The sequence below is a fragment of the Streptomyces sp. NPDC055025 genome, from assembly GCF_053608565.1.
The window spans coordinates 99,160-118,165 of record NZ_JBSGVS010000024.1 but is presented as its reverse complement, the minus strand read 5'-3'; the positions used below and the strand labels follow the sequence as shown (position 1 = coordinate 118,165).

13 protein-coding genes are annotated in these 19,006 nt (G+C 71.2%); 3 read left to right on the top strand and 10 right to left on the bottom strand.

Features of this window, described 5'->3' with window-relative positions:
- The 4 genes from ACWGDX_RS17160 to ACWGDX_RS17145 form a co-directional block, all read right to left on the bottom strand.
- A partial coding sequence (locus ACWGDX_RS17160) for a flavodoxin-dependent (E)-4-hydroxy-3-methylbut-2-enyl-diphosphate synthase (RefSeq protein WP_451721140.1) occupies nt 1-163 on the bottom strand: 163 nt, incomplete at its 3' end.
- A gap of 187 nt (nt 164-350) precedes the next feature.
- On the bottom strand, nt 351-1,652 hold the full coding sequence (locus ACWGDX_RS17155; protein WP_453626335.1) for a M50 family metallopeptidase: 1,302 nt from the start codon (nt 1,650-1,652) through the stop codon (nt 351-353).
- Nucleotides 1,649-2,971 carry a 1-deoxy-D-xylulose-5-phosphate reductoisomerase gene (gene dxr, locus ACWGDX_RS17150; RefSeq protein WP_453626334.1) on the bottom strand — a complete coding sequence of 441 codons (1,323 nt, stop codon included), beginning with the start codon at nt 2,969-2,971 and terminating at the stop codon, nt 1,649-1,651. Before dxr ends, ACWGDX_RS17155 begins: the two co-directional genes overlap by 4 nt.
- A 158-nt stretch (nt 2,972-3,129) precedes the next feature.
- The gene (locus ACWGDX_RS17145; RefSeq protein WP_453626332.1) at nt 3,130-4,014 is read right to left on the bottom strand and encodes a hypothetical protein; all 885 of its coding nucleotides are present in this window, start codon (nt 4,012-4,014) and stop codon (nt 3,130-3,132) included.
- Nucleotides 4,015-4,356: 342 nt separating this feature from the next.
- On the opposite strand from ACWGDX_RS17145, the gene ACWGDX_RS17140 reads away from it, so the two are divergent.
- Nucleotides 4,357-5,571, top strand: coding sequence for a glycoside hydrolase family 64 protein (locus tag ACWGDX_RS17140; RefSeq protein WP_453626330.1), 1,215 nt, complete (start codon nt 4,357-4,359; stop codon nt 5,569-5,571).
- 129 nt (nt 5,572-5,700) lie between these two features.
- Here the strand turns inward: ACWGDX_RS17140 and ACWGDX_RS17135 are convergent, their stop codons facing one another.
- The 4 genes from ACWGDX_RS17135 to ACWGDX_RS17120 form a co-directional block, all read right to left on the bottom strand.
- Complete coding sequence (locus ACWGDX_RS17135; RefSeq protein WP_363084715.1) at nt 5,701-7,674, bottom strand: acyl-CoA dehydrogenase family protein; 1,974 nt, start codon at nt 7,672-7,674, stop codon at nt 5,701-5,703.
- A gap of 212 nt (nt 7,675-7,886) precedes the next feature.
- The gene (locus ACWGDX_RS17130; RefSeq protein WP_453626328.1) at nt 7,887-9,332 is read right to left on the bottom strand and encodes an aldehyde dehydrogenase family protein; all 1,446 of its coding nucleotides are present in this window, start codon (nt 9,330-9,332) and stop codon (nt 7,887-7,889) included.
- Nucleotides 9,333-9,752: 420 nt separating this feature from the next.
- Nucleotides 9,753-11,333, bottom strand: a complete 1,581-nt coding sequence (locus ACWGDX_RS17125; RefSeq protein ID WP_453626326.1) for a PucR family transcriptional regulator — start codon at nt 11,331-11,333, stop codon at nt 9,753-9,755.
- Between the two features lie 222 nt (nt 11,334-11,555).
- Nucleotides 11,556-13,703 (bottom strand): ATP-binding protein, encoded by a 2,148-nt coding sequence (locus ACWGDX_RS17120; RefSeq protein ID WP_453626324.1) that lies wholly within the window; start codon nt 13,701-13,703, stop codon nt 11,556-11,558.
- Nucleotides 13,704-14,057: 354 nt separating this feature from the next.
- Between ACWGDX_RS17120 and gabT the strand changes: the two genes are divergently transcribed.
- Entirely contained in the window at nt 14,058-15,392 is a 1,335-nt protein-coding gene (gene gabT / locus ACWGDX_RS17115) for a 4-aminobutyrate--2-oxoglutarate transaminase (RefSeq protein WP_453626322.1), read from the top strand.
- 165 nt (nt 15,393-15,557) lie between these two features.
- Nucleotides 15,558-16,505: a phosphatase PAP2 family protein gene (locus ACWGDX_RS17110; protein ID WP_453626320.1), complete on the top strand. Its 948-nt coding sequence runs from the start codon at nt 15,558-15,560 to the stop codon at nt 16,503-16,505.
- Here ACWGDX_RS17110 and ACWGDX_RS17105 read toward each other — a convergent pair.
- Entirely contained in the window at nt 16,459-18,249 is a 1,791-nt protein-coding gene (locus tag ACWGDX_RS17105; protein WP_453626318.1) for a chitinase, read from the bottom strand. The genes ACWGDX_RS17110 and ACWGDX_RS17105 overlap by 47 nt on opposite strands.
- Before the next feature lie 153 nt (nt 18,250-18,402).
- A complete protein-coding gene (locus tag ACWGDX_RS17100; protein ID WP_453626316.1) occupies nt 18,403-18,894 on the bottom strand; it encodes a hypothetical protein in 492 nt (163 codons plus the stop codon).
- Nucleotides 18,895-19,006 lie beyond the last annotated feature (112 nt).

The following is a 19,006-nucleotide window of genomic DNA, read 5'->3' as shown; positions in this document are numbered from 1 at the left end:
GCAACGTCGCACCCACATCCGACGTACGCGTCGTCGTCATCGACTGCACCGACACCGGCGCATCCCCACCGACCGCCACCGACCCGACCTGGATCTGGCGGCTGATCCTGCGGTCGGCGAGCTTCGTCGGAACGGACGGCATTCCGAGAGAAATTGCAGTCATCTGCTGTGCAACCCCAAGGTGTGGATCAAGGTCCCGAGATGGGCGGGCTCCGCCCCGAGATTACGCCACCGCACGGCGCCCGAGCACATCGCCGCCGAAACTCCACCCAAAGGTAAGCGGCCGGACACGAAAGGTGTCCGGCCGCCGGAAACACACGCAAACAGCCGATCCCGGTGTGCTGCGGGAGTCAGGAGATCTTGACGGGATTGAAGACGTCGGCGACCAGCACGAGCAGCGTGAAGCAGATGAAGATGCCCGCCACGACATAGGCGAACGGCATCAGCTTCGCGACATCGAACGGGCCCGGGTCGGGCCGCTTGAAGAGACGTGCGAGCCTGCGCCGCAGGGACTCCCAGAGCGCGCCCGCGATATGCCCGCCGTCGAGGGGCAGCAGCGGCAGCATGTTGAAGAGGAAGAGCGAGAGGTTGAAGCCCGCGAGCAGGAACAGCATCATCGCGATCTGGTTCTGCGCCGGGATGTCCAGCGTCATCACCTCGCCGCCGATACGGGCCGCGCCGACCACACCGACCGGTGAGTCGTCCTTGCGGGGGCCGTCCCCGAAGGCGGCGCTCCAGAGGTCCGGGATCTTGGACGGCAGGGCGACGATCGACTCGGCGCCGTCCGCGATCATGGTGCCCATCCGGTCCACGGACTGGGGGAAGGAGAGGGGGACGATCTCGGTGGCGGCGGCGAAGCCGAGATAGCCGGCCGGGACGTACTCGCCCGGGACGATCTCTCCGTCGGAGTCCTTCTCGGCCACCATGTTCCTGGCGAGCGTGGCGTGCAGATCCTGCCGGGTGCCGTCGCGCTCCACGGTGACGGTGGCCGGACCGATGGTCTTACGGATGAGATTGGAGAGCGTGGTCCAGTCCTCGACCCGCTGTCCGTTGAGGGCGACGATCCTGTCGCCCTCCTTGAGACCGGCCGCCTGGGCGGGTGAGATCTTGTCGCCCTTCTCACAGGTGTCCCGCTTCTCGCTCTGCGGGATCACGCACTTCTGGACGCCCGCGACCTGGGTGGTCTGCGTCTGGAAGCCGAAGCTCATCGCCACACCGATGAAGATCACGGCGGCGAGCACCAGATTCATGAACGGGCCCGCGAACATCACGATCACGCGCTTCCACGGCTTGCGCGTGTAGAACAGGCGCTTCTCGTCGCCCGGTTGCAGCTCCTCGAAGGCCGCCGAGCGGGCGTCCTCTATCATCCCGCGCCAGGGCGAGGTGGACCGCGCCTCGATCCTGCCGTCGGGGCCCGGCGGGAACATTCCGATCATGCGGATATAGCCGCCGAGCGGGATCGCCTTGATGCCGTACTCCGTGTCGCCCTTCTTCCGCGACCAGATGGTCGGCCCGAAGCCGACCATGTACTGGGGCACGCGGATACCGAAGAACTTGGCCGTCGAGAGATGGCCGAGTTCGTGCCAGGCGATGGAGAAGAGCAGCCCGGCGACAAAGACCAGAATGCCGAGGACCGTCAACAGAATCGTCATGCGCGAGCCTCCGCCGGCTGTTCTTCGCCGATTGTGTCTGCCAGTTCGTCTGCCAATGCCGCCGCCTTCTCACGGGCCCTGGCACGTGCCCAGGTCTCCGCTTCGAGGACGTCCGCCAGGGTGAGCGAGGTTCCCGTACGTGCGTCACCGCGCGCCACACCGTGCACCGTGTCGTGTTCCGCGACGACCTCGGTGACCGTATCCATGATGCCGTTGAACGGCAGCCTGCCCGCGAGGAACGCGTCGACGCACTCCTCGTTCGCGGCATTGAACACCGCCGGGGCCGTGCCGCCCAGGGCCCCCACCTGTCTGGCGAGTCCCACGGAGGGGAAGGCCTCCGTGTCGAGCGGGAAGAACTCCCAGGTCGAGGCCTTGGTCCAGTCGAACGCGGGAGCGGCGTCGGGGACCCTCCCCGGCCAGCCGAGACCGATGGCGATCGGCCCGCGCATATCCGGCGGGGTCGCCTGGGCCAGGGTCGAGCCGTCGCTGAATTCCACCATCGAGTGGACATACGACTGAGGGTGCACGACCACCTCGATGCGTTCGAAGGGAATGTCGTACAGAAGATGCGCCTCGATCACTTCGAGCCCCTTGTTGACGAGGGTCGCCGAATTGATCGTGATCACCGGGCCCATCGCCCAGGTGGGATGCGCGAGGGCGTCCCGGGGGGTGACATCGGCCAGTTCGGCGCGCGTACGGCCGCGGAAGGGCCCGCCGGAGGCCGTCACCACGAGTTTGCGCACATCGGCGCGGGTACCGGCGGCCAGCGCCTGGAAGAGCGCGGCGTGCTCGGAGTCGACGGGGATGATCTGGCCGGGCTGGGCCACGGCCTTGACCAGGGGACCGCCGACGATCAGCGATTCCTTGTTGGCGAGAGCGAGGGTGCGGCCCGCGGTGAGGGCGGCGAGCGTGGGGGCGAGCCCGATGGAGCCGGTGATGCCGTTGAGGACGGTGTGGCAGTCGGAACCCGCCAGCTCGGTGGCGGCGTCCGGCCCCGCGAGAATCTCCGGGAGCGGCTCGCCCGTACCGTACCGCGCCCCGAGCGCCTCCCGCAGCGCGGGCACGGCGTCCTCGCGCGCGACCGCCACGGTACGGACGCGTAGCTTCCGGGCCTGCTCGGCGAGGAGCGCGGGGCGCCCGCCCGCGGCGGAGAGCGCGGTGACACGGAAGCGGTCGGGATTGCGCAGGACCAGGTCGATGGCCTGGGTGCCGATGGATCCGGTGGAGCCGAGGACGACGATGTCCCGGCGGCCTTCGGTCGGGTCGAAGGCGATGTGCGGATCGGCGAGAGGGGCTGGGCTGTCGCTCATGCCCCCCATTCTTGCCCCATCCGTGCGCGGGTTGGACAGCGCGCCCCCGCGCTTGTTCCGTGCGCCGGTCCTCCGCCGTTCCGCGCGCCGGTCCTCAGTTGTTCCGTGTGCCGGTCCTCGGTCGTTCCGCGCGCCGGTCCTCGCGGGCTTGGCGGCCTTCGGATCCTTCAGGCTTTTCCGGTGGACCGGAACTTCCGCCACTGGGTCTCGACGATCTCGTCGGGCACTCCCCCGACGTCCTCGGTACCGGTGATCTCGGCGCGGAAGGAGAGTGTGGTGGAGCCGGACCGTACGACGGTCAGATACTCGTACAGCTTCAGCTCTCCCTTCACATCGAGAATCGTGAAGCGGTACGCGACGGCCTCGTCCCCCACATCGGGCGCCTTGGCCGGTTCCGCCTTCAGATACTTCGCCCGCGCCAGCGCCCGGTCCTCGGTGAAGCCGCCCGCGCAGTCGCGGCCCGCCGTACGCAGGGCCTTCAGCACGCCGGTCGCGCCCTGCGCGGCGTACGAGCGGAGCTGTACGGAGACGGTGAGCCCGAGCATCTCGTCCGGGATGTCGACCTTGCGGTGGACCTCGGCGGCGGGATCGAACGCGGTGGCGCCCCGGGCGAGGCTGACCAGCGGCTGGCAGCCGGCCGGGTCCGCGGTGTAGTCCTCGCCGAGCGGGGCGCCGAGCGCGTACTCGGAGGCGATGTACTCGCCGATCCGCTCGCCGTCGGTGAGGGAGGCGGCGGTGAGCTGCCGCTCGGTGAGGGGCGCGGGGCCGGGGGCGGCGCCCGTGGCCGGGGCGGAGGTGCCACCGGCCGGACTCGCGCCCTTGGCTCCGTCGCCACCGCCATCGGCGCGCTCGCCACCGCCGCACGCGGTCGCCCCGACGAGTACGAGACCGGCGGTCAGGGCCGCCGCGCCGCCGCGCCATGTCCGCGGCGCCGGCCGCGTCCGCCGCGTCCGCCTTCTTCCGGCCCCGAACATGGCTGCCCCCGTCGTGAGTTGATCCGCCGTGTGGTCGATCCGCTGGATGGATCGTCCCGAGGCCCGATTGTGCTGCATGGAACGGACGGCCGGGCCCGTACTCAGAGATGCGTGGCGATCCCGAAGGTCTCGCGGAGCCGAGCCATGTCGTGGCGGTCCCGGTCGGAGGGTTCGTACCCCTCGGGACAGCGCCTCGATGACGAGTGGCTCCTGTTCTGCGCGGTGCAGCAGGGCGAGGACGGCCAGTACGGTGTCCGCGGTCATCACGCGGCGGATGCTGTGCCGTCAATTCCCGCTGGTTCCAACGGTTTTCGGCGGGAGCGTCCCTGAGGGCGAGTTGGCCGCGCTCATTGACACCTCCCATCCGTGCGCCGATTCTTGAGAGCGCTCTCAAACCCCCCACAACGCAGGAGGCAGAGCGTGTTGGGCACAACAAAACTGCTCGCGTCACTGGCCGCCGCGGTGATCCTCACCACGGGGTTCACGGCCGCGGGCCCCGGAACACCCGCCGTGGCCGCCGAGGCCGCCGAGGCCGCGGTCCCCGCGACCATCCCTCTGACGATCTCGAACAGCTCCGGCCGTACGGACCGGGTCTACGTCTACAACCTCGGGACCAACCTCTCGACGGGCCAGCAGGGCTGGGCCGACGCGAACGGCACGTTCCACGCCTGGCCCGTCGGAGGCAATCCGCCGACCCCCGCGCCCGACGCGTCGATCGCGGGCCCGGCCAACGGGCAGTCGCTCACGATCCGGATGCCGAAGTTCTCCGGCCGGGTCTACTTCTCGTACGGTCAGAAACTGGACTTCAGGCTGACCACGGGCGGACTGGTGCAGCCCGCCGTGCAGAACCCGGCCGACCCCAACCGGAACATCCTCTTCAACTGGACCGAGTACACGCTCAACGACGCCGGGCTGTGGATCAACAGCACCCAGGTCGACATGTTCTCGGCGCCGTACGCCGTGGGTGTCAAGCTCCCCGACGGCACCACCAAGTCCACCGGCCATCTCAAGGCGGGCGGCTACAACGGCTTCTACGACGCCCTCAGGAGCCAGCCGGGCGGCTGGGCCAATCTGATCCAGACCCGTTCCGACGGCACCGTCCTGCGCGCGCTCTCACCCGGCCACGGGATCGGGGCCGGCGTTCTGCCCGCCTCGGTGATGGACGACTACATCAACCGGGTGTGGAGCAAGTACGCCACGTCCCCCCTGACCGTGACGCCCTTCACGGACCAGCCGAACACCAAGTACGTCGGCCGGGTCTCGGGCAACGTCATGAACTTCACCAATACGGCGGGTGCGGTCGTCACCTCGTTCCAGAAGCCGGACGCCGACAGCGTCTTCGGCTGCTACAAGCTGCTGGACGCGCCCAACGACCTCGTACGCGGGCCGATCTCGCGCACGCTCTGCGCCGGGTTCAACCGCTCCACGCTGCTGACCAACCCCAACCAGCCCGACACGAGCGCGGCCGGCTTCTACCAGGACGCGGTGACCAATCACTACGCCCGGCAGATCCACGCCCGGATGGCCGACGGCAAGGCGTACGCGTTCGCCTTCGACGATGTCGGCGCCCATGAGTCCCTGGTGCACGACGGCAACCCGCAGCAGGCGTTCATCACCCTCGACCCGTTCAGCTAAGCCGATCCGAACAGGCCGACGGCCCGGGAGCCGTGCCTTCGAAGGGCACGGCCTCCGGGCCGCTTCCGGTCGCCGACGCGGCGGCTCGGGGGAGTTCAGGAGATGTGAGGGGTCAGGGAATGCGAGGGGTCAGGGGATGTGACGGTGGACGTCGGGGCGGCTGGAGGGGCCCGGGGTGGCGTCGGCGATCCAGGGGCCGTCCCCGCTCGGGTCGATGATGCCGTCCTCCAGCCAGGTGTACCGGCCGGCGAGAACACCGCTCACGACCTTGCGGTCGAGTTCGTCGGTGTTGGACCACAGCCGGCCGAAGAGCTCCTCCACCCGGATACGCGCCTGCCGGCAGAAGGCGTCGGCCAGTTGGTACGCCTCGCGTCCGTGCTCCCCCTTCGTACGGAGCAGTTCGGCCCGTACACAGGCCGCGCTCATCGCGAACAGCTCCGCGCCGATGTCGACGATCCGGCCGAGGAAGCCCTGCTTGGTCTCCATCCGGCCCTGCCAGCGCGACATCGCGTAGAAGGTGGAGCGGGCGAGTTTGCGCGCGGTCCGCTCGGCATAGCGCAGATGCACCGACAGGTCCGGGTAGCCCGGCCGGTGGAACTCACCGTACGAGCCGGGCAGCTGGCCCGGTCCTGCGACCAGCTTCGGCAGCCAGCGCGCATAGAACTTCCCCGCCTGCGCACCCGCCCTGGCCTTGTCGGAGAGGGACTTGTCCGGATCGATGATGTCGCCGGCGACGGAGAGATGGGCGTCGACGGCCTCGCGGGCGATCAGCAGATGCATGATCTCCGTGGAGCCCTCGAAGATCCGGTTGATCCGCAGATCGCGGAGCATCTGCTCGGCGGGTACGGCGCGTTCGCCCCGGGCGGCCAGGGACTCCGCCGTCTCGAAGCCCCGGCCACCGCGGATCTGGACCAGTTCGTCGGCCATCAGACAGCTCATCTCCGAGCCGTACAGCTTGGCCAGGGCGGCCTCGATCCGGATGTCGTTGCGGTCCTCGTCGGCCATCTGGGACGCGAGATCGACCATCGCCTCCAGCGCGAACGTGGTCGCGGCCATGAAGGCGATCTTCCCGCCCACGGCCTCGTGGCGGCCGACGGGCCTGCCCCACTGCTCACGGGCCGCCGACCACTCGCGGGCGATCTTCAGACACCACTTGCCCGCGCCCACGCACATCGCGGGCAACGAGAGGCGACCGGTGTTGAGTGTGGTGAGAGCGATCTTGAGACCGGCGCCCTCGGGGCCGATACGGTTCGCCGCGGGGACGCGGACCTGGTGGAAGCGGGTCACCCCGTTCTCCAGACCGCGCAGCCCCATGAAGGCGTTGCGGTTCTCGACCGTGATGCCCGGGGAGTCCGCCTCGACGACGAACGCGGTGATACCGCCCTTGTGGCCCTCGGAGGCCGGGACCCGGGCCATCACCACGAGCAGATCGGCGACGACGCCGTTGGTCGTCCAGAGCTTCACACCGTCGAGGACGTACGCGTCGCCGTCCGGCACGGCCGTCGTCGCGAGCCGGGCGGGGTCGGAGCCCACATCCGGCTCGGTGAGCAGGAAGGCCGAGATGTCCGTACGGGCCAGCCGGGGCAGGAACGTGTCCTTCTGCTCCTGGGTGCCGAAGATTTTGAGCGGCTGCGGTACGCCGATCGACTGATGCGCGGAGAGGAGCGCGCCGATCGCGGGGCTCGCGGAGCCGATCAGGGCCAGCGCCCTGTTGTAGTACACCTGGGTGAGGCCGAGACCGCCGTACTGGGTGTCGATCTTCATACCGAGCGCGCCCAGCTCCCTGAGCCGGTTGATCACCCGGTCGGGGATACGGGCCTCGCGTTCGATGAGCGCGCCGTCGATCTCCGTCTCGCAGAACGCGCGCACCTTCGTCAGGAACTCCTCGCCGCGCCTGACATCCTCCGGGGCGGGCAGGGGGTGCGGATGGATGAGATCGAGCCGGAAGCGGCCGAGGAACATCTCCTTGGCGAAGCTCGGCTTGCGCCAGCCCTGTTCCCGGGCGGCCTCGGCGACCTGGCGCGCCTCCCGCTCGGAGACCTTGGGCTTGCCCTGCGGTTCCTGCGGGGCGGATGCTGCTGAGGGTGCGGATGGGGCGGACATGAGGAACTCACCTCGCCGCGGAGTCGGGTCCAATGGGGGTTTTACCGGCTGGTGCTACTCGTCCGTATCTACCCGATTAATGCCGCGCCCACCAGTCGTGGACGGAGGACCGGCCCCGGAGCGGGGGAACGCGAACGGCCGGAGTCCCGTACCGCGGACTCCGGCCGTTCGCCCGGCGTGCGGCCCCACAGGGCCCGGAGGGCTGGAAGTGCCTAGAGGGCGAGACCGGTGAGCACCATGACGCGCTCGTAGGTGTAGTCGTCCATCGCGAAACGCACGCCCTCGCGGCCCACGCCGGACTGCTTGACACCGCCGTACGGCATCTGGTCGGCGCGGTACGAGGGAACGTCGCCGATGATCACACCGCCCACCTCAAGGGCGCGGTGGGCGCGGAACGCGGCCTGGAGGTCATGGGTGAACACCCCGGCCTGGAGACCGTACTTCGAGTCGTTGACCGTCTCGAACGCCTCGCTCTCGCTCTCGACCCGGCGGAGCGTCAGCACGGGACCGAAGACCTCCTCACGGGCGACCGTGGCGTCCGCGGGGACCTCGGAGAGGACCGTGGGCGCGTAGGACGCGCCGTCCCGCTTACCGCCCGCGAGCACCTGCGCACCGGCCTGTACCGCCTCGTCGACCCAGGCCTCGACGCGCTTGGCGGCATCCTCGCTGACGAGCGGCCCCACATCGGTGGTCTCGTCGGCGGGATCACCCGTGACCTGGGCCTCGACGGCGGCGACGATCCTGGGCACGAGCCGCTCGTACACCGAGGCGTCCGCGATCACGCGCTGGACGGAGATGCAGGACTGGCCGCCCTGGTAGTTGGCGAAGGCCGCGATCCTGGTCGCCGCCCAGTCCAGGTCCCGCTCGCTCGCGTAGTCGGCGAGGACGACGGCCGCGCCGTTGCCGCCGAGTTCGAGTGTGCAGTGCTTGCGCGGGACGGAGTCCATGATCGCGAAACCGACCTTGTCGGAGCCGGTGAACGAGATCACCGGCAGCCGCTCGTCCTGGACGAGGGCGGCCATCCGGTCGTTCGGCACGGGCAGCACGGACCAGGCGCCGGCCGGCAGCTCGGTCTCGGCGAGCAGCTCGCCGATCAGGAGTCCGGAGAGGGGCGTCGCCGGGGCGGGCTTGAGAATGATCGGCGCGCCGACGGCGATGGCGGGGGCGATCTTGTGGGCGCAGAGGTTGAGCGGGAAGTTGAACGGCGCGATACCGAGGACGGCGCCGCGCGGGAAGCGGCGGGTCAGCGCGAGACGGCCGGCGCCGCCCGCGTCGGTGTCGAGGCGCTGGGCCTCGCCGCCGTTGAACCGGCGGGCCTCCTCGGCGGCGAACCGGAAGACGGAGACGGCGCGGCCGACCTCACCCCGGGCCCACTTGAGGGGCTTGCCGTTCTCGGCGGAGATCAGCCGGGCGATCTCCTCGGTGCGCTCCACGAGCCTGCGGGAGACATGGTCGAGGGCGGCGGCGCGTACATGCGCGGGTGTCGCGGCGAACTCGTGGAGCACGGAGTGCGCGGCGGCGACGGCCTCCTCGACCTGGGCCTCGGTCGGCACGGAGACGGTGCCGACGAGCCGGCCGTCCCAGGGGGAGGTGACATCGAGGGTGTCCTCGCCGGTGGCCTGGCGGCCGGCGAGCCAGAAGGCGTGGGTGGAAGTCATTGCGAGTCCGGGCCCTTCCGAGTAGATGGTCCGCGTGGGTGGGGGTGGGTGGGGATGGAGCACGGCGGTGTCCGTCTCCACGGTAGGGGTGCGACGGCGGGAGACGGGTTGTCCGGGGTGGAGTGATGGGGCGCGGCGCGTACGCCGCTTTGTCGGGTACGGCGGACGCGGCGGGGTGCGGCCGGGTGCGGCGGAAAGCCTCGCCCGTCCGGCTCCTTCCCGGTCCCGGAAGTGCTACGCGGTCCTGGAAGGGTTACGCGGCGGGCGTACGCGCGCGCAGGTGACGTACGTGCTCCGGTACGCCCGTCGCTCCCGTACGCCCGTCACTCCCGTGCACCCGTCACTCCGGTGCACCACTCCGATGCCGCCCGTCACTCCGATGGCCCTCACTTCGCCGACCGCGTCACTCGGGCGGCCGGGTCACTCGGGCGGCTGCGCCGTCTCCGCGCGTGTTGTCGTCTTCAGCGCCAGCCACAGCTCCATCCGGACGTCCGGGTCGTCCAGCGAGCGGCCCAGGATCTCCTCGACCCGCCGCATCCGGTAGCGCAGCGTATGGCGGTGGACACCCAGGTCCGCCGCCGCCGCGTCCCACTGGCCGTGCCGGGAGAGCCAGGCGCGGAGCGAGGCGACCAGGTCGCCCCGGCCCTTGGTGTCGTGCTCGTACAGCGCGCGGAGCATGCCGTCCGCGAAGGCCCGTACCGCGTCGTCCGCCAGCAGGGGGAGGATCGAGCCGGCCGCCAGTTCCTCGTGCTCGACGAGGGCGCGGCCCCTGCGGCGGGCCACCGACAGCGCCTGTTCGGCCTGTTTGTACGCACCCGCCGCGGCGATCGGGCCCGTCGGCGCGGACAGGCCTATGAAGACGCCCGCCTCCTCCGCCTCCCCTGCGGCGTACTCCTCGGCCGCCGTGACCACCGTCCCGCCGTCCACGGCGAGCACCACCAGCCGGGGCCCCTCGCCGTCGGGGACCGCCAGCACCGCCTCCCGGGCCCGCGCGGCCGCGGCCTCCAGCGTCTCGGCGACCGAGGGCAGCGGATCGTCGGCCGCGGTCTCCACCGACTCCGCGATCAGCAGCCGGAACGGCGCGTCCAGGAGTCCTCCGTACAGATCGCCCGCCACCGCGCGCGCGTGGTCGGGCTGTCCGGACAGCAGCATGCGCAGGACTGCGGACCCGAGCCGCTGCTCCGCCGCCCGAAGACCGCTCGAACGCTCCGTCGTCAGCGTCAGCAGGGCGATCGCCGAGTGCACCGCGTACCGCTCCGCCGTGCCCAGCGCCCCTTCCGTCCCGACGGCGAGCGCGCCCCGTACGCGCCGTCCCGTCCCCAGGGACTGGAGTTCGACCCGGTCGCCGGCGTTCGCGCCCGCCGGGTCGCCGAGCACCGCGCTGGCGGGCGCGGGCCGCTCCCGCAGCCGTTCCACATCGGCCGAGAGCCGGGCGGCCCGCCGCGCGGCCCATTCGGGCGCGGCGGCGACGACCGCTCCCGACGTGTCGTACAGCGCCGCCCAGCCGTCCACATACCCCGCGAGCCGCGCCAGCAGCGCGGCGGGCCCCTCGGTGAGCGCGGCGCGCGTCAGCTCCCGCTGTGCCTCGAATCCCTCCGTGACCGCGCGGTACTGATCGGCCGCGATCGCCGCCGACACGGCCTTGCTGATGGCGAGGAACGGCGTACGGCGGGGCACCCCCAGCAGGGGCAGCCCCGCCTCGCGGGCGGCGGCGAGGAGTGCCTCGGGGATGTCCTCGTAGTGCACACCGAGGGCGAACCCGAGGCCGACGACCCCGGCGTCCACCAGCCGCCGCACATAGCGCCGCATCGCCCCGGGGTCCTCGGCGTCCAGCGTCGTCGCGGTGATGAGGAGGAGTTCGCCGCCCTCCATGTACGGGACGGGATCGGCCAGCTCACTGGCATGGACCCAGCGCACGGGCGTCTGGAGCCGGTCCTCCCCCGCGAGCACGGTGAGGTTGAGCGCCGAATGCTGGAGGAGCGAGGCGAGGGTGGGCGGCATGGTGGAACCGTAGGGCCTTCGGCTGCGGACGGGCAGGGCGCCTGGCATATGACCGGCCACCCTGGACGACGACGGCGTCTACGACGTCCTGTATGAACGGCGTGCCTCGATTCTGCCAGGTTGTCCCACCGCGCGACCATCTGGTTCGTAGATGCGCCCGTAGATGCGCCCGCATATACGCTCCTCGGCTTCTCAGTTCCTCGGCTTCTCGGCTCGGCTCCTTCAGCTCCTCAGGTCCACCAGCAGCGGCGGCGCGTACTCGCCGCCCACCGTGCGCAGCGACAGCACCGCGTGCCCGGCCGGTACCGAGTGCGCCAGCTCCGAGGCGGACCAGCGCTCCCGCTCGACCTTCCGCACGGTCACCGCGTCCGTCGTCACGGCCTTGCCGGTCACCAGCTTCCGGAACGCGTGGATGGCCCGGGTCAGCGGCTGATCGGCGAAGACCGTGCGCTGGGTGACATCGCGGGTCTCCACCCACTCCGTACCCCACGCCTCGGCGAAGCGCTTGCCGTCCCAGGTGGTGATCCCGGAGAAGGCCATCCGGCAGCCGACGGCCCCGAGCAGCGCGGTGTGCAGCGCCTCGGGCACGTCGTCGAGTGTGCGCAGGGTGAGCACCGCGCCCGCGTTCGCCGAGCGCAGGCGCTGTACGCCCCGCAGGGTCTCGGCGGTGAGGGTGCGGGTCGCGTCGTCCAGGACGAGGCAGGCGAAGAGGGAACGGTCGCCACGGACCGCCGCGTTGGCGGTGAACTGGGCCAGTATCAGCCGGGCCAGCATCCGCGAGGCCTCGGCGTGCCCGCGCTCGGGCAGCTCGATACGGACCCGCAGCGGATGCTCGAGGGTGCGCAGCGAGAACGGCCTGGTCCTGCCGGTGGTGTCGAAGAAGCCCGCGAAGGCGGGCCGGTCGAGCAGCGCGACCCGGTCGGCGAGCGCGCGCCCCGGGTCGCCGGGCGCGCCCGATTGCCGCTCGCGCGCCTCCAGCTCGCGCCGCATGGCGTGCTGCCCCTCGGCGTCGAGCCGCTCCCGCAGGCCGGCCACCGCGGCGGGCGAGCCGTCGAGCAGCTCACGCAGTTCCGGTACGGCGGGCAGCCGGCCGTGCGCGGCCCGGAAGGGGCCGAGAAGCTGCGCGAGCGCGGTGGTGGCCCGTCGGCTGTCGGTGTCCGTCAGATCGCCGACGAGACCCTCGGCGAGCACGACGGCGGCCTCGTCCGGGTCGGTGGTGCCCCCGTACAGATCGAGGTCGTACACCGACTCGGGATCACCGAGCCGGACCACGACGTCATAGGCGGCGTCGGGGCCGAGCTGGGTGCCGGAGGCGCAGACGACGATGACGGCGGCCTGGCCCGCGAGCGCCTGGAGCGAGAGCGACTCGACGACGGGCCGGACGAGCGCGTGCGTCTTGCCCGCCCCGGGCGGACCGACGGCGAGCAGCGAGGTCCCGAGGAGCACCGGGTCGAGCGCGAGACCGGTCCCCCGCCGGGGATACGGATTCCGCTCCCCGTCGTGGACCGTACCGATCCTGACCTGCCGTACGAGCAGATCGTGGCGGGCGGCGCGTATGGGCAGATCGCGCTTGCCCGAGGGGTGGACACAGGCGCCCGCCCCCTTCCCGCGCACGGCCTCGGCGAACGCGGTGAGCCGTGAGGGATCGGCCCGTACGGAGTGCCAGGCGCGGCGGATACGGGCGTAGTCGACATCGCTCATGCGCCCGTCGCGCGCCTCGGACGCGAGGCGCACGGCGATCTCGCCCAGTCCGGCCGCTCTCAGCTCGGGCCACTCGGCGAGATCGTCCTCGGGCCCGGGGGGCGCGGGGGCGGCCATGGCGGGCCCGGCCCCGGGACCGCGGCCCAGCACACGGCGGGCCAGCTCGGGCCAGCGGCCGAGGCGTCCGAAGACGAAGAGGAGACCGCCGATGACCAGCGCGTACCAGACGTACGAGGCGACGACGGAGGTCATCGTCCCGCGCCAGGAGTCCGGCGTGAACATGTAGAGCGGCCAGAGCCAGAACCCGCCGAGGTAGCCGTTCCACAGCAGCGACCAGAGCAGCATCCCCGCAAGCAGCGAGATCAGCGCTCCGCTGACGAGCTGCCGTACCGGCGTGCGCTCCGGCTCCTCCGGGGGGCGCGGCCGGTGCCCATAGGCCCAGGTCCCCGGGGCGTCCGGCGTACGCGGCACGAGCAGCCACTCGCGCAGGGTCGGCCCGGCGTCGGGCGCGTGGCCGGGCGCGGGCGGCGGGGCCGTCTCGAAGGGCGCCGAGGACGGCGGGGGCGGCATGGGCGGTGGCGTGGCCGGTGGCAGGGGCACCGGCCCCGCCGGGCGCGGCACGGGGTTGGCGCGTGTGCCCCGTGAGTCGTGCGTGCCGTCGGTGTCCATCCGTACCCCTGCCCCCTGTGCAGTCCGCCGTCCGCCGTGCTGTGTCCGCTCAATGTATTGCCACCGCCGCCTATTCGGCGGCTGGCCCACCGTCCCGTGTACGCAGGGGTGTTGGCGCGCTCCCCGCCCCGGCCGCGCCCGCCTCCGTGTCCGTCTCTCCCCGGGAGCTTTCCGTACCTCCCCGTACCTCTCCCCGGATCTCTCTCCGGACCTCTCCCCGGATCCCTCTCCGGCCGCTCTCTGTCCGTCCCGGACAACGACACGCCCCCACTACTACCGAACGGCGCGTGCCCGCACCCCTCCCCCGCCCCTAGCCTGCGAAGAAAGACCCCGAAACACCCCCAGGAGCCCCTCATGACCGCCATCCCGCAGGAGCGCCGCCTCGTCACCGCCATTCCCGGGCCGAAGTCGCGGGAGCTCCAGGCCCGCCGTACCGCCTCGGTCGCCGGCGGTGTGGGGTCCGTGCTGCCCGTCTTCGCCGCCCGCGCCGGCGGTGGAATCGTCGAGGACGTGGACGGCAACCGGCTGATCGACTTCGGTTCCGGTATCGCCGTGACCTCCGTGGGCGCCTCCGCCGAGGCCGTCGTACGCCGTGCCTCCGCCCAGCTCGCGGACTTCACCCACACCTGTTTCATGGTCACGCCGTACGAGGGGTACGTCGAGGTCTGTGAACGGCTCGCCGAGCTGACCCCCGGCAACCACGCGAAGAAGTCCGCCCTGTTCAACTCGGGCGCGGAAGCCGTCGAGAACGCCGTCAAGATCGCCCGTTCGTACACCGGGCGCCAGGCGGTCGTGGTCTTCGACCACGGCTACCACGGCCGTACGAACCTCACGATGGCCCTGACGGCGAAGAACATGCCGTACAAGAACGGCTTCGGACCGTTCGCGCCGGAGATCTACCGGGTGCCGGTCGCCTATGGCTACCGCTGGCCCACCGGCCCCGAGAACTGCGGCCCCGAGGCGTCCGCCCAGGCCATCGACCAGATCAGCAAGCAGGTCGGGGCCGATAACGTCGCCGCGATCGTCATCGAGCCGCTGCTCGGCGAGGGCGGTTTCATCGAGCCCGCCAAGGGCTTCCTCCCCGCGCTGGCGAAGTTCGCCAAGGACAACGGGATCGTGTTCGTGGCCGATGAGATCCAGTCCGGCTTCTGCCGTACCGGGCAGTGGTTCGCCTGCGAGGACGAGGGCGTCGTCCCGGATCTGATCACCACCGCCAAGGGCATCGCGGGCGGTCTCCCGCTCGCCGCCGTGACCGGCCGCGCCGAGATCATGGACGCCGCGCACTCGGGCGGCCTCGGCGGTACGTACGGCGGCAACCCGGTGGCCTGCGCCGCCGCGCTCGGCGCCATCGAGACGATGAGGGAGCTGGACCTCGTCTCGAAGGCCCGGCACATCGAGTCCGTCATGAAGGGCCGGCTCTCCGCCCTGAGCGAGAAGTACGACATCATCGGCGACATCCGGGGCCGGGGCGCGATGATCGCGGTCGAGCTGGTCAAGGACCGCGCCACCAAGGAGCCGGACCCCGAGTCGACCGCCGCGCTCGCCAAGGCCTGCCATCTGGCGGGACTGGTGGTCCTGACCTGTGGCACCTACGGCAATGTGCTGCGCTTCCTGCCGCCCCTGGTGATCGGCGAGGATCTGCTGAACGAGGGCCTGGACATCGTCGAGCAGGCCTTCTCCGCCCTCTGAGGACCACACGGAGGAACCCGCGCGGGGCCTGCGAGGAGCCCGGCCGGGCATCCGGGGAAAGCGCCGGGGCCATCGGTGAGAGCCTGTGAAGAAGGTGTGCGAGGGCGATGGCGGGACCCGTTTCCGGCTGTCGGTCCTCGCCGCCCTGCCGTACGGTTTCCGCAGATGAGAGAAACACCCCGCTCGCAGGGGACTGCGGGCGACACCGGAGCGGAGCGTCCCCAGCCCCGCTTTGGTCGTGCCTTCGCGCACACCACTGGAGATTCAGGCTCTGGAACTCCTCGCCGATCGGACGGCCGCCCGCCCCAAACCCCCCGGGGCGTGCGGTACACCGATACGGACGGCCGCCCCGGAACTACCCCCCCTGTTCCGGGGCGGCCGGCTTTTCTCCCCGGATCTCCCGGAGCCCCCGACGCTCCCGGATCCCCCAGCGCTCCCGAATCTCCCGGACCCTTCAGGTTCCTCCGGTCCCCCAGGGTCCTGGCCTTCGCGCTCTGCGCGCTCCTCTTCCCGCTGCTGACCTGGCAGGCCGCCGCCGGCGGACCGCTGCGTGACGCCGATGAACGGCTCGGCCGGGCGCTCGCCCGCCAAGGGCCCACACCTCTGACGGAACTCCTCGCGGACCTCGGCGCCATGCCGGTGGCCCTCCCCGTACTGGCCCTGGCGATCGGATACGCCGGGTGGCGCGGGCAGCGCGCACGGGCCCTGGCCGCCGGGATCGCCATGGCCGCCGTCCCCGCGCTGGTCGTACCGCTCAAGATCCTGACCGACCGGCAGGGACCGCTGACCGACGCGACCGGCTACTACCCCTCCGGGCACACGGCGACGGCGATGGTGGCGTACGGCGGCGCGGCGCTGCTTCTCGCACCGTACGCCCGGCGGAACTGGCCGATGCCCGTCGCCGTCGTGCTCACCCTGGCGACGGGCATCGGTCTCGTACTGCGCGGCTACCACTGGCCGCTGGACGTCCTCGGCAGCCTGGCGCTGTGCGGAATGCCGCTCCTGGCTCTGGAGCGGACGTTCCGCGCGGTCGGACCGCCCGGTCTCGGCGGGCGGTCGTCCGCCCTCAGCCGAAGTACGCGTCGAAGTTCCGGGAGAACTCCCACTGGTTGAAGCGGTCCCAGTTGATCGACCAGGTCATCAGTCCGCGCAGCGCGGGCCAGGTGCCATGGGTCTGGTAGGAACCGCAGTCGGTCTTCTTCGTCAGACAGTTCAGCGCCTTGTTGACCTCGGCGGGCGAGGTGTGGCCGTTGCCCGCCTGGGTCGAGGCCGGGAGGCCGATGGCCACCTGGTCGGGGCGCAGCGCCGGGAAGAACTTCGAGGTGTCACCGGCCACCGGGAAGCCGGTGAGCAGCATGTCGGTCATGGCGATATGGAAGTCGGCGCCGCCCATCGAGTGGTACTGGTTGTCCAGCCCCATGATCGAGCCCGAGTTGTAGTCCTGGACATGGAGCAGGGTGAGATCGTCCCGGAGGGCGTGGATCACCGGGAGGTAGGCCCCGGCGCGCGGGTCCTGGCCGCCCCAGGGGCCGGATCCGTAGTACTGGTACCCGAGCTGTACGAAGAAGGTCTCGGGCGCCATCGTCAGGATGAAGCCCGCGCCGTACTTGGCCTTGAGGGTCTTGATCGCGGAGATCAGATTGACGATGACCGGGGTGGTGGGGCTGCGGAAGTCGGTGTCACCGGTGTTCAGCGAGAGCGAGTGGCCCTCGAAGTCGATGTCCAGACCGTTCAAACCGTACTCGTCGATGATCCTGGAGACCGAGGAGACGAAGGTGTCACGCGCGGCGGTGGTGGCGAGCTGGACCTGGCCGTTGGCACCGCCGATGGAGATCAGGACCTTCTTGCCGGCGGCCTGCTTGGCCTTGATGGCGGCCTTGAACTCGGCCGCCGACTCGACGTTCGGGCACTCGGCGGCCGGGCAGAGGCTGAACCTGATGTCGCCGGAGGTGACCGACGTGGGCTCGCCGAAGGCGAGGTTGATGACGTCCCACGAGGCCGGCACATCGGCCATCCGCGTATAGCCGGAGCCGTTGGCGAAGCTGGAGTGCAGATAGCCGACGAGGGCATGGGCGGGCAGGCCCCCGCCGCCTCCGTCTCCCCCGCCGCCGGTGGCGGACGTGGTGGCGCTGACGGCCGGTGAGAGGGCCGACGCCCCGGCGGCGTTGGTCGCGGCGACCTGGAAGCTGTACGCCGTGGACGGGCTGAGCCCGGTGACGGTCGCCGAGGTGCCGCTGACGTCGAGGGCCTTGGTGCCGCCCCGGTAGACGGTGTAGCCGGTGGCGCCGGTGACGGGCGACCAGGAGAGGGCGACGGAGGAGGAGGTGACCGAGCCCGCCCTCAGGCCGGTGGGGACGGCCGGAGGCTGGGCGGGGGTGCCGCCGGGGCCCACCAGGGTGAGATCGTCGGCGTAGTAGGCGGGGGTGCCGTACCAGCCGTGCGTGTAGACGGTCACCGAGCTGGTGCTCGGCCCGGTGCGGAAACTGGTGGTGAGCTGCTGCCAGCCCGGCGCGGACGGCGTCCAGGTCGAGACATCGGTCGTACCGGTCCCGGACGCGCCGAGGTAGACATAGCTGCCCTGGACCCACGCGCTCAGCGTGTACGCGGAGTTCGGCTGGACCGCGACCGTCTGGGAGCACTTGGCGTTGTCGCTGCCCGCCGGGGTCCCCTTGAGGGCGCCGCCGCCGCCGTGCACGGGCGTGGAGACGACGGCGCCGCTGCCGGCCGTACAGCTCCAGCCGCTGAGACCGGACTCGAAGTTTCCGTTACGGGCGATGTCCGCGTCGGCGGCGCGCGCCGTCTGCGCGGCGGCGACGAGACCGGTCGCGGTGAGGACGGCGGCCACGAGGGCCCCCACCAGTCTGGGGTACAGAGCCGGACGTCTGGATCGTTCCACAAATGCCTCCGGGCATGGGGGGAGTTGACGTGGCGGAGCGCGCACAGCATGGTCCAGACCAATTGTTTGGTCAAGACCTCTGACACCACCGCACCCGGCCCACGCCCCGCCCGCTCACCGCCCGTCGTCCTCCCGGTCCCCCTCGGCCGCGTCACCGGGCCTGCCCGCCATCCCGGCCGCCGCCTCGTGCATCGCCAGTTCGAGCAGCGACGGGTCGGTGAGGGTGCCCGCGCCGTCCGGCGGGATCAGCCAGCGCATCCCGCCGCTCGCCCGCCCCGGGTACGGGACGACGATCCAGGTGCCGCGCCCTGCGCCCCGTACACCCGTACCGAGCCAGCGCGCGGCCGTCCCCGGCGGTACGAAGAAGCCCATCCGGGAGTCGCCGAAGTCGGCGAGAACCGGTCCGGGACGGTCGACGAGCCTGGTCAGCACATCGAGCGTCGGATAGCCGAGATCGCCGGGGAGGATCAGTACGTCCCAGCGCCGGCCGGCGGGCAGGAGAGCGATCCCGAGCGGGTTGCGCTCCCACTCCCACCGGCAGGCCTCGGGATCCGGTGCCACCGATGCCAGCCACTCCACCGCGCCTTGTGCCCCCGAGCCAGTCATCAACCCGGCCTCCCATCCGTATTGTTGGACAGTGTGTCCATAGGAGGCGAGACACGGATGGTGCCGGTGGATGACGCGGGTTCGGACGACTACTTGTCAGTGATCTGACTCA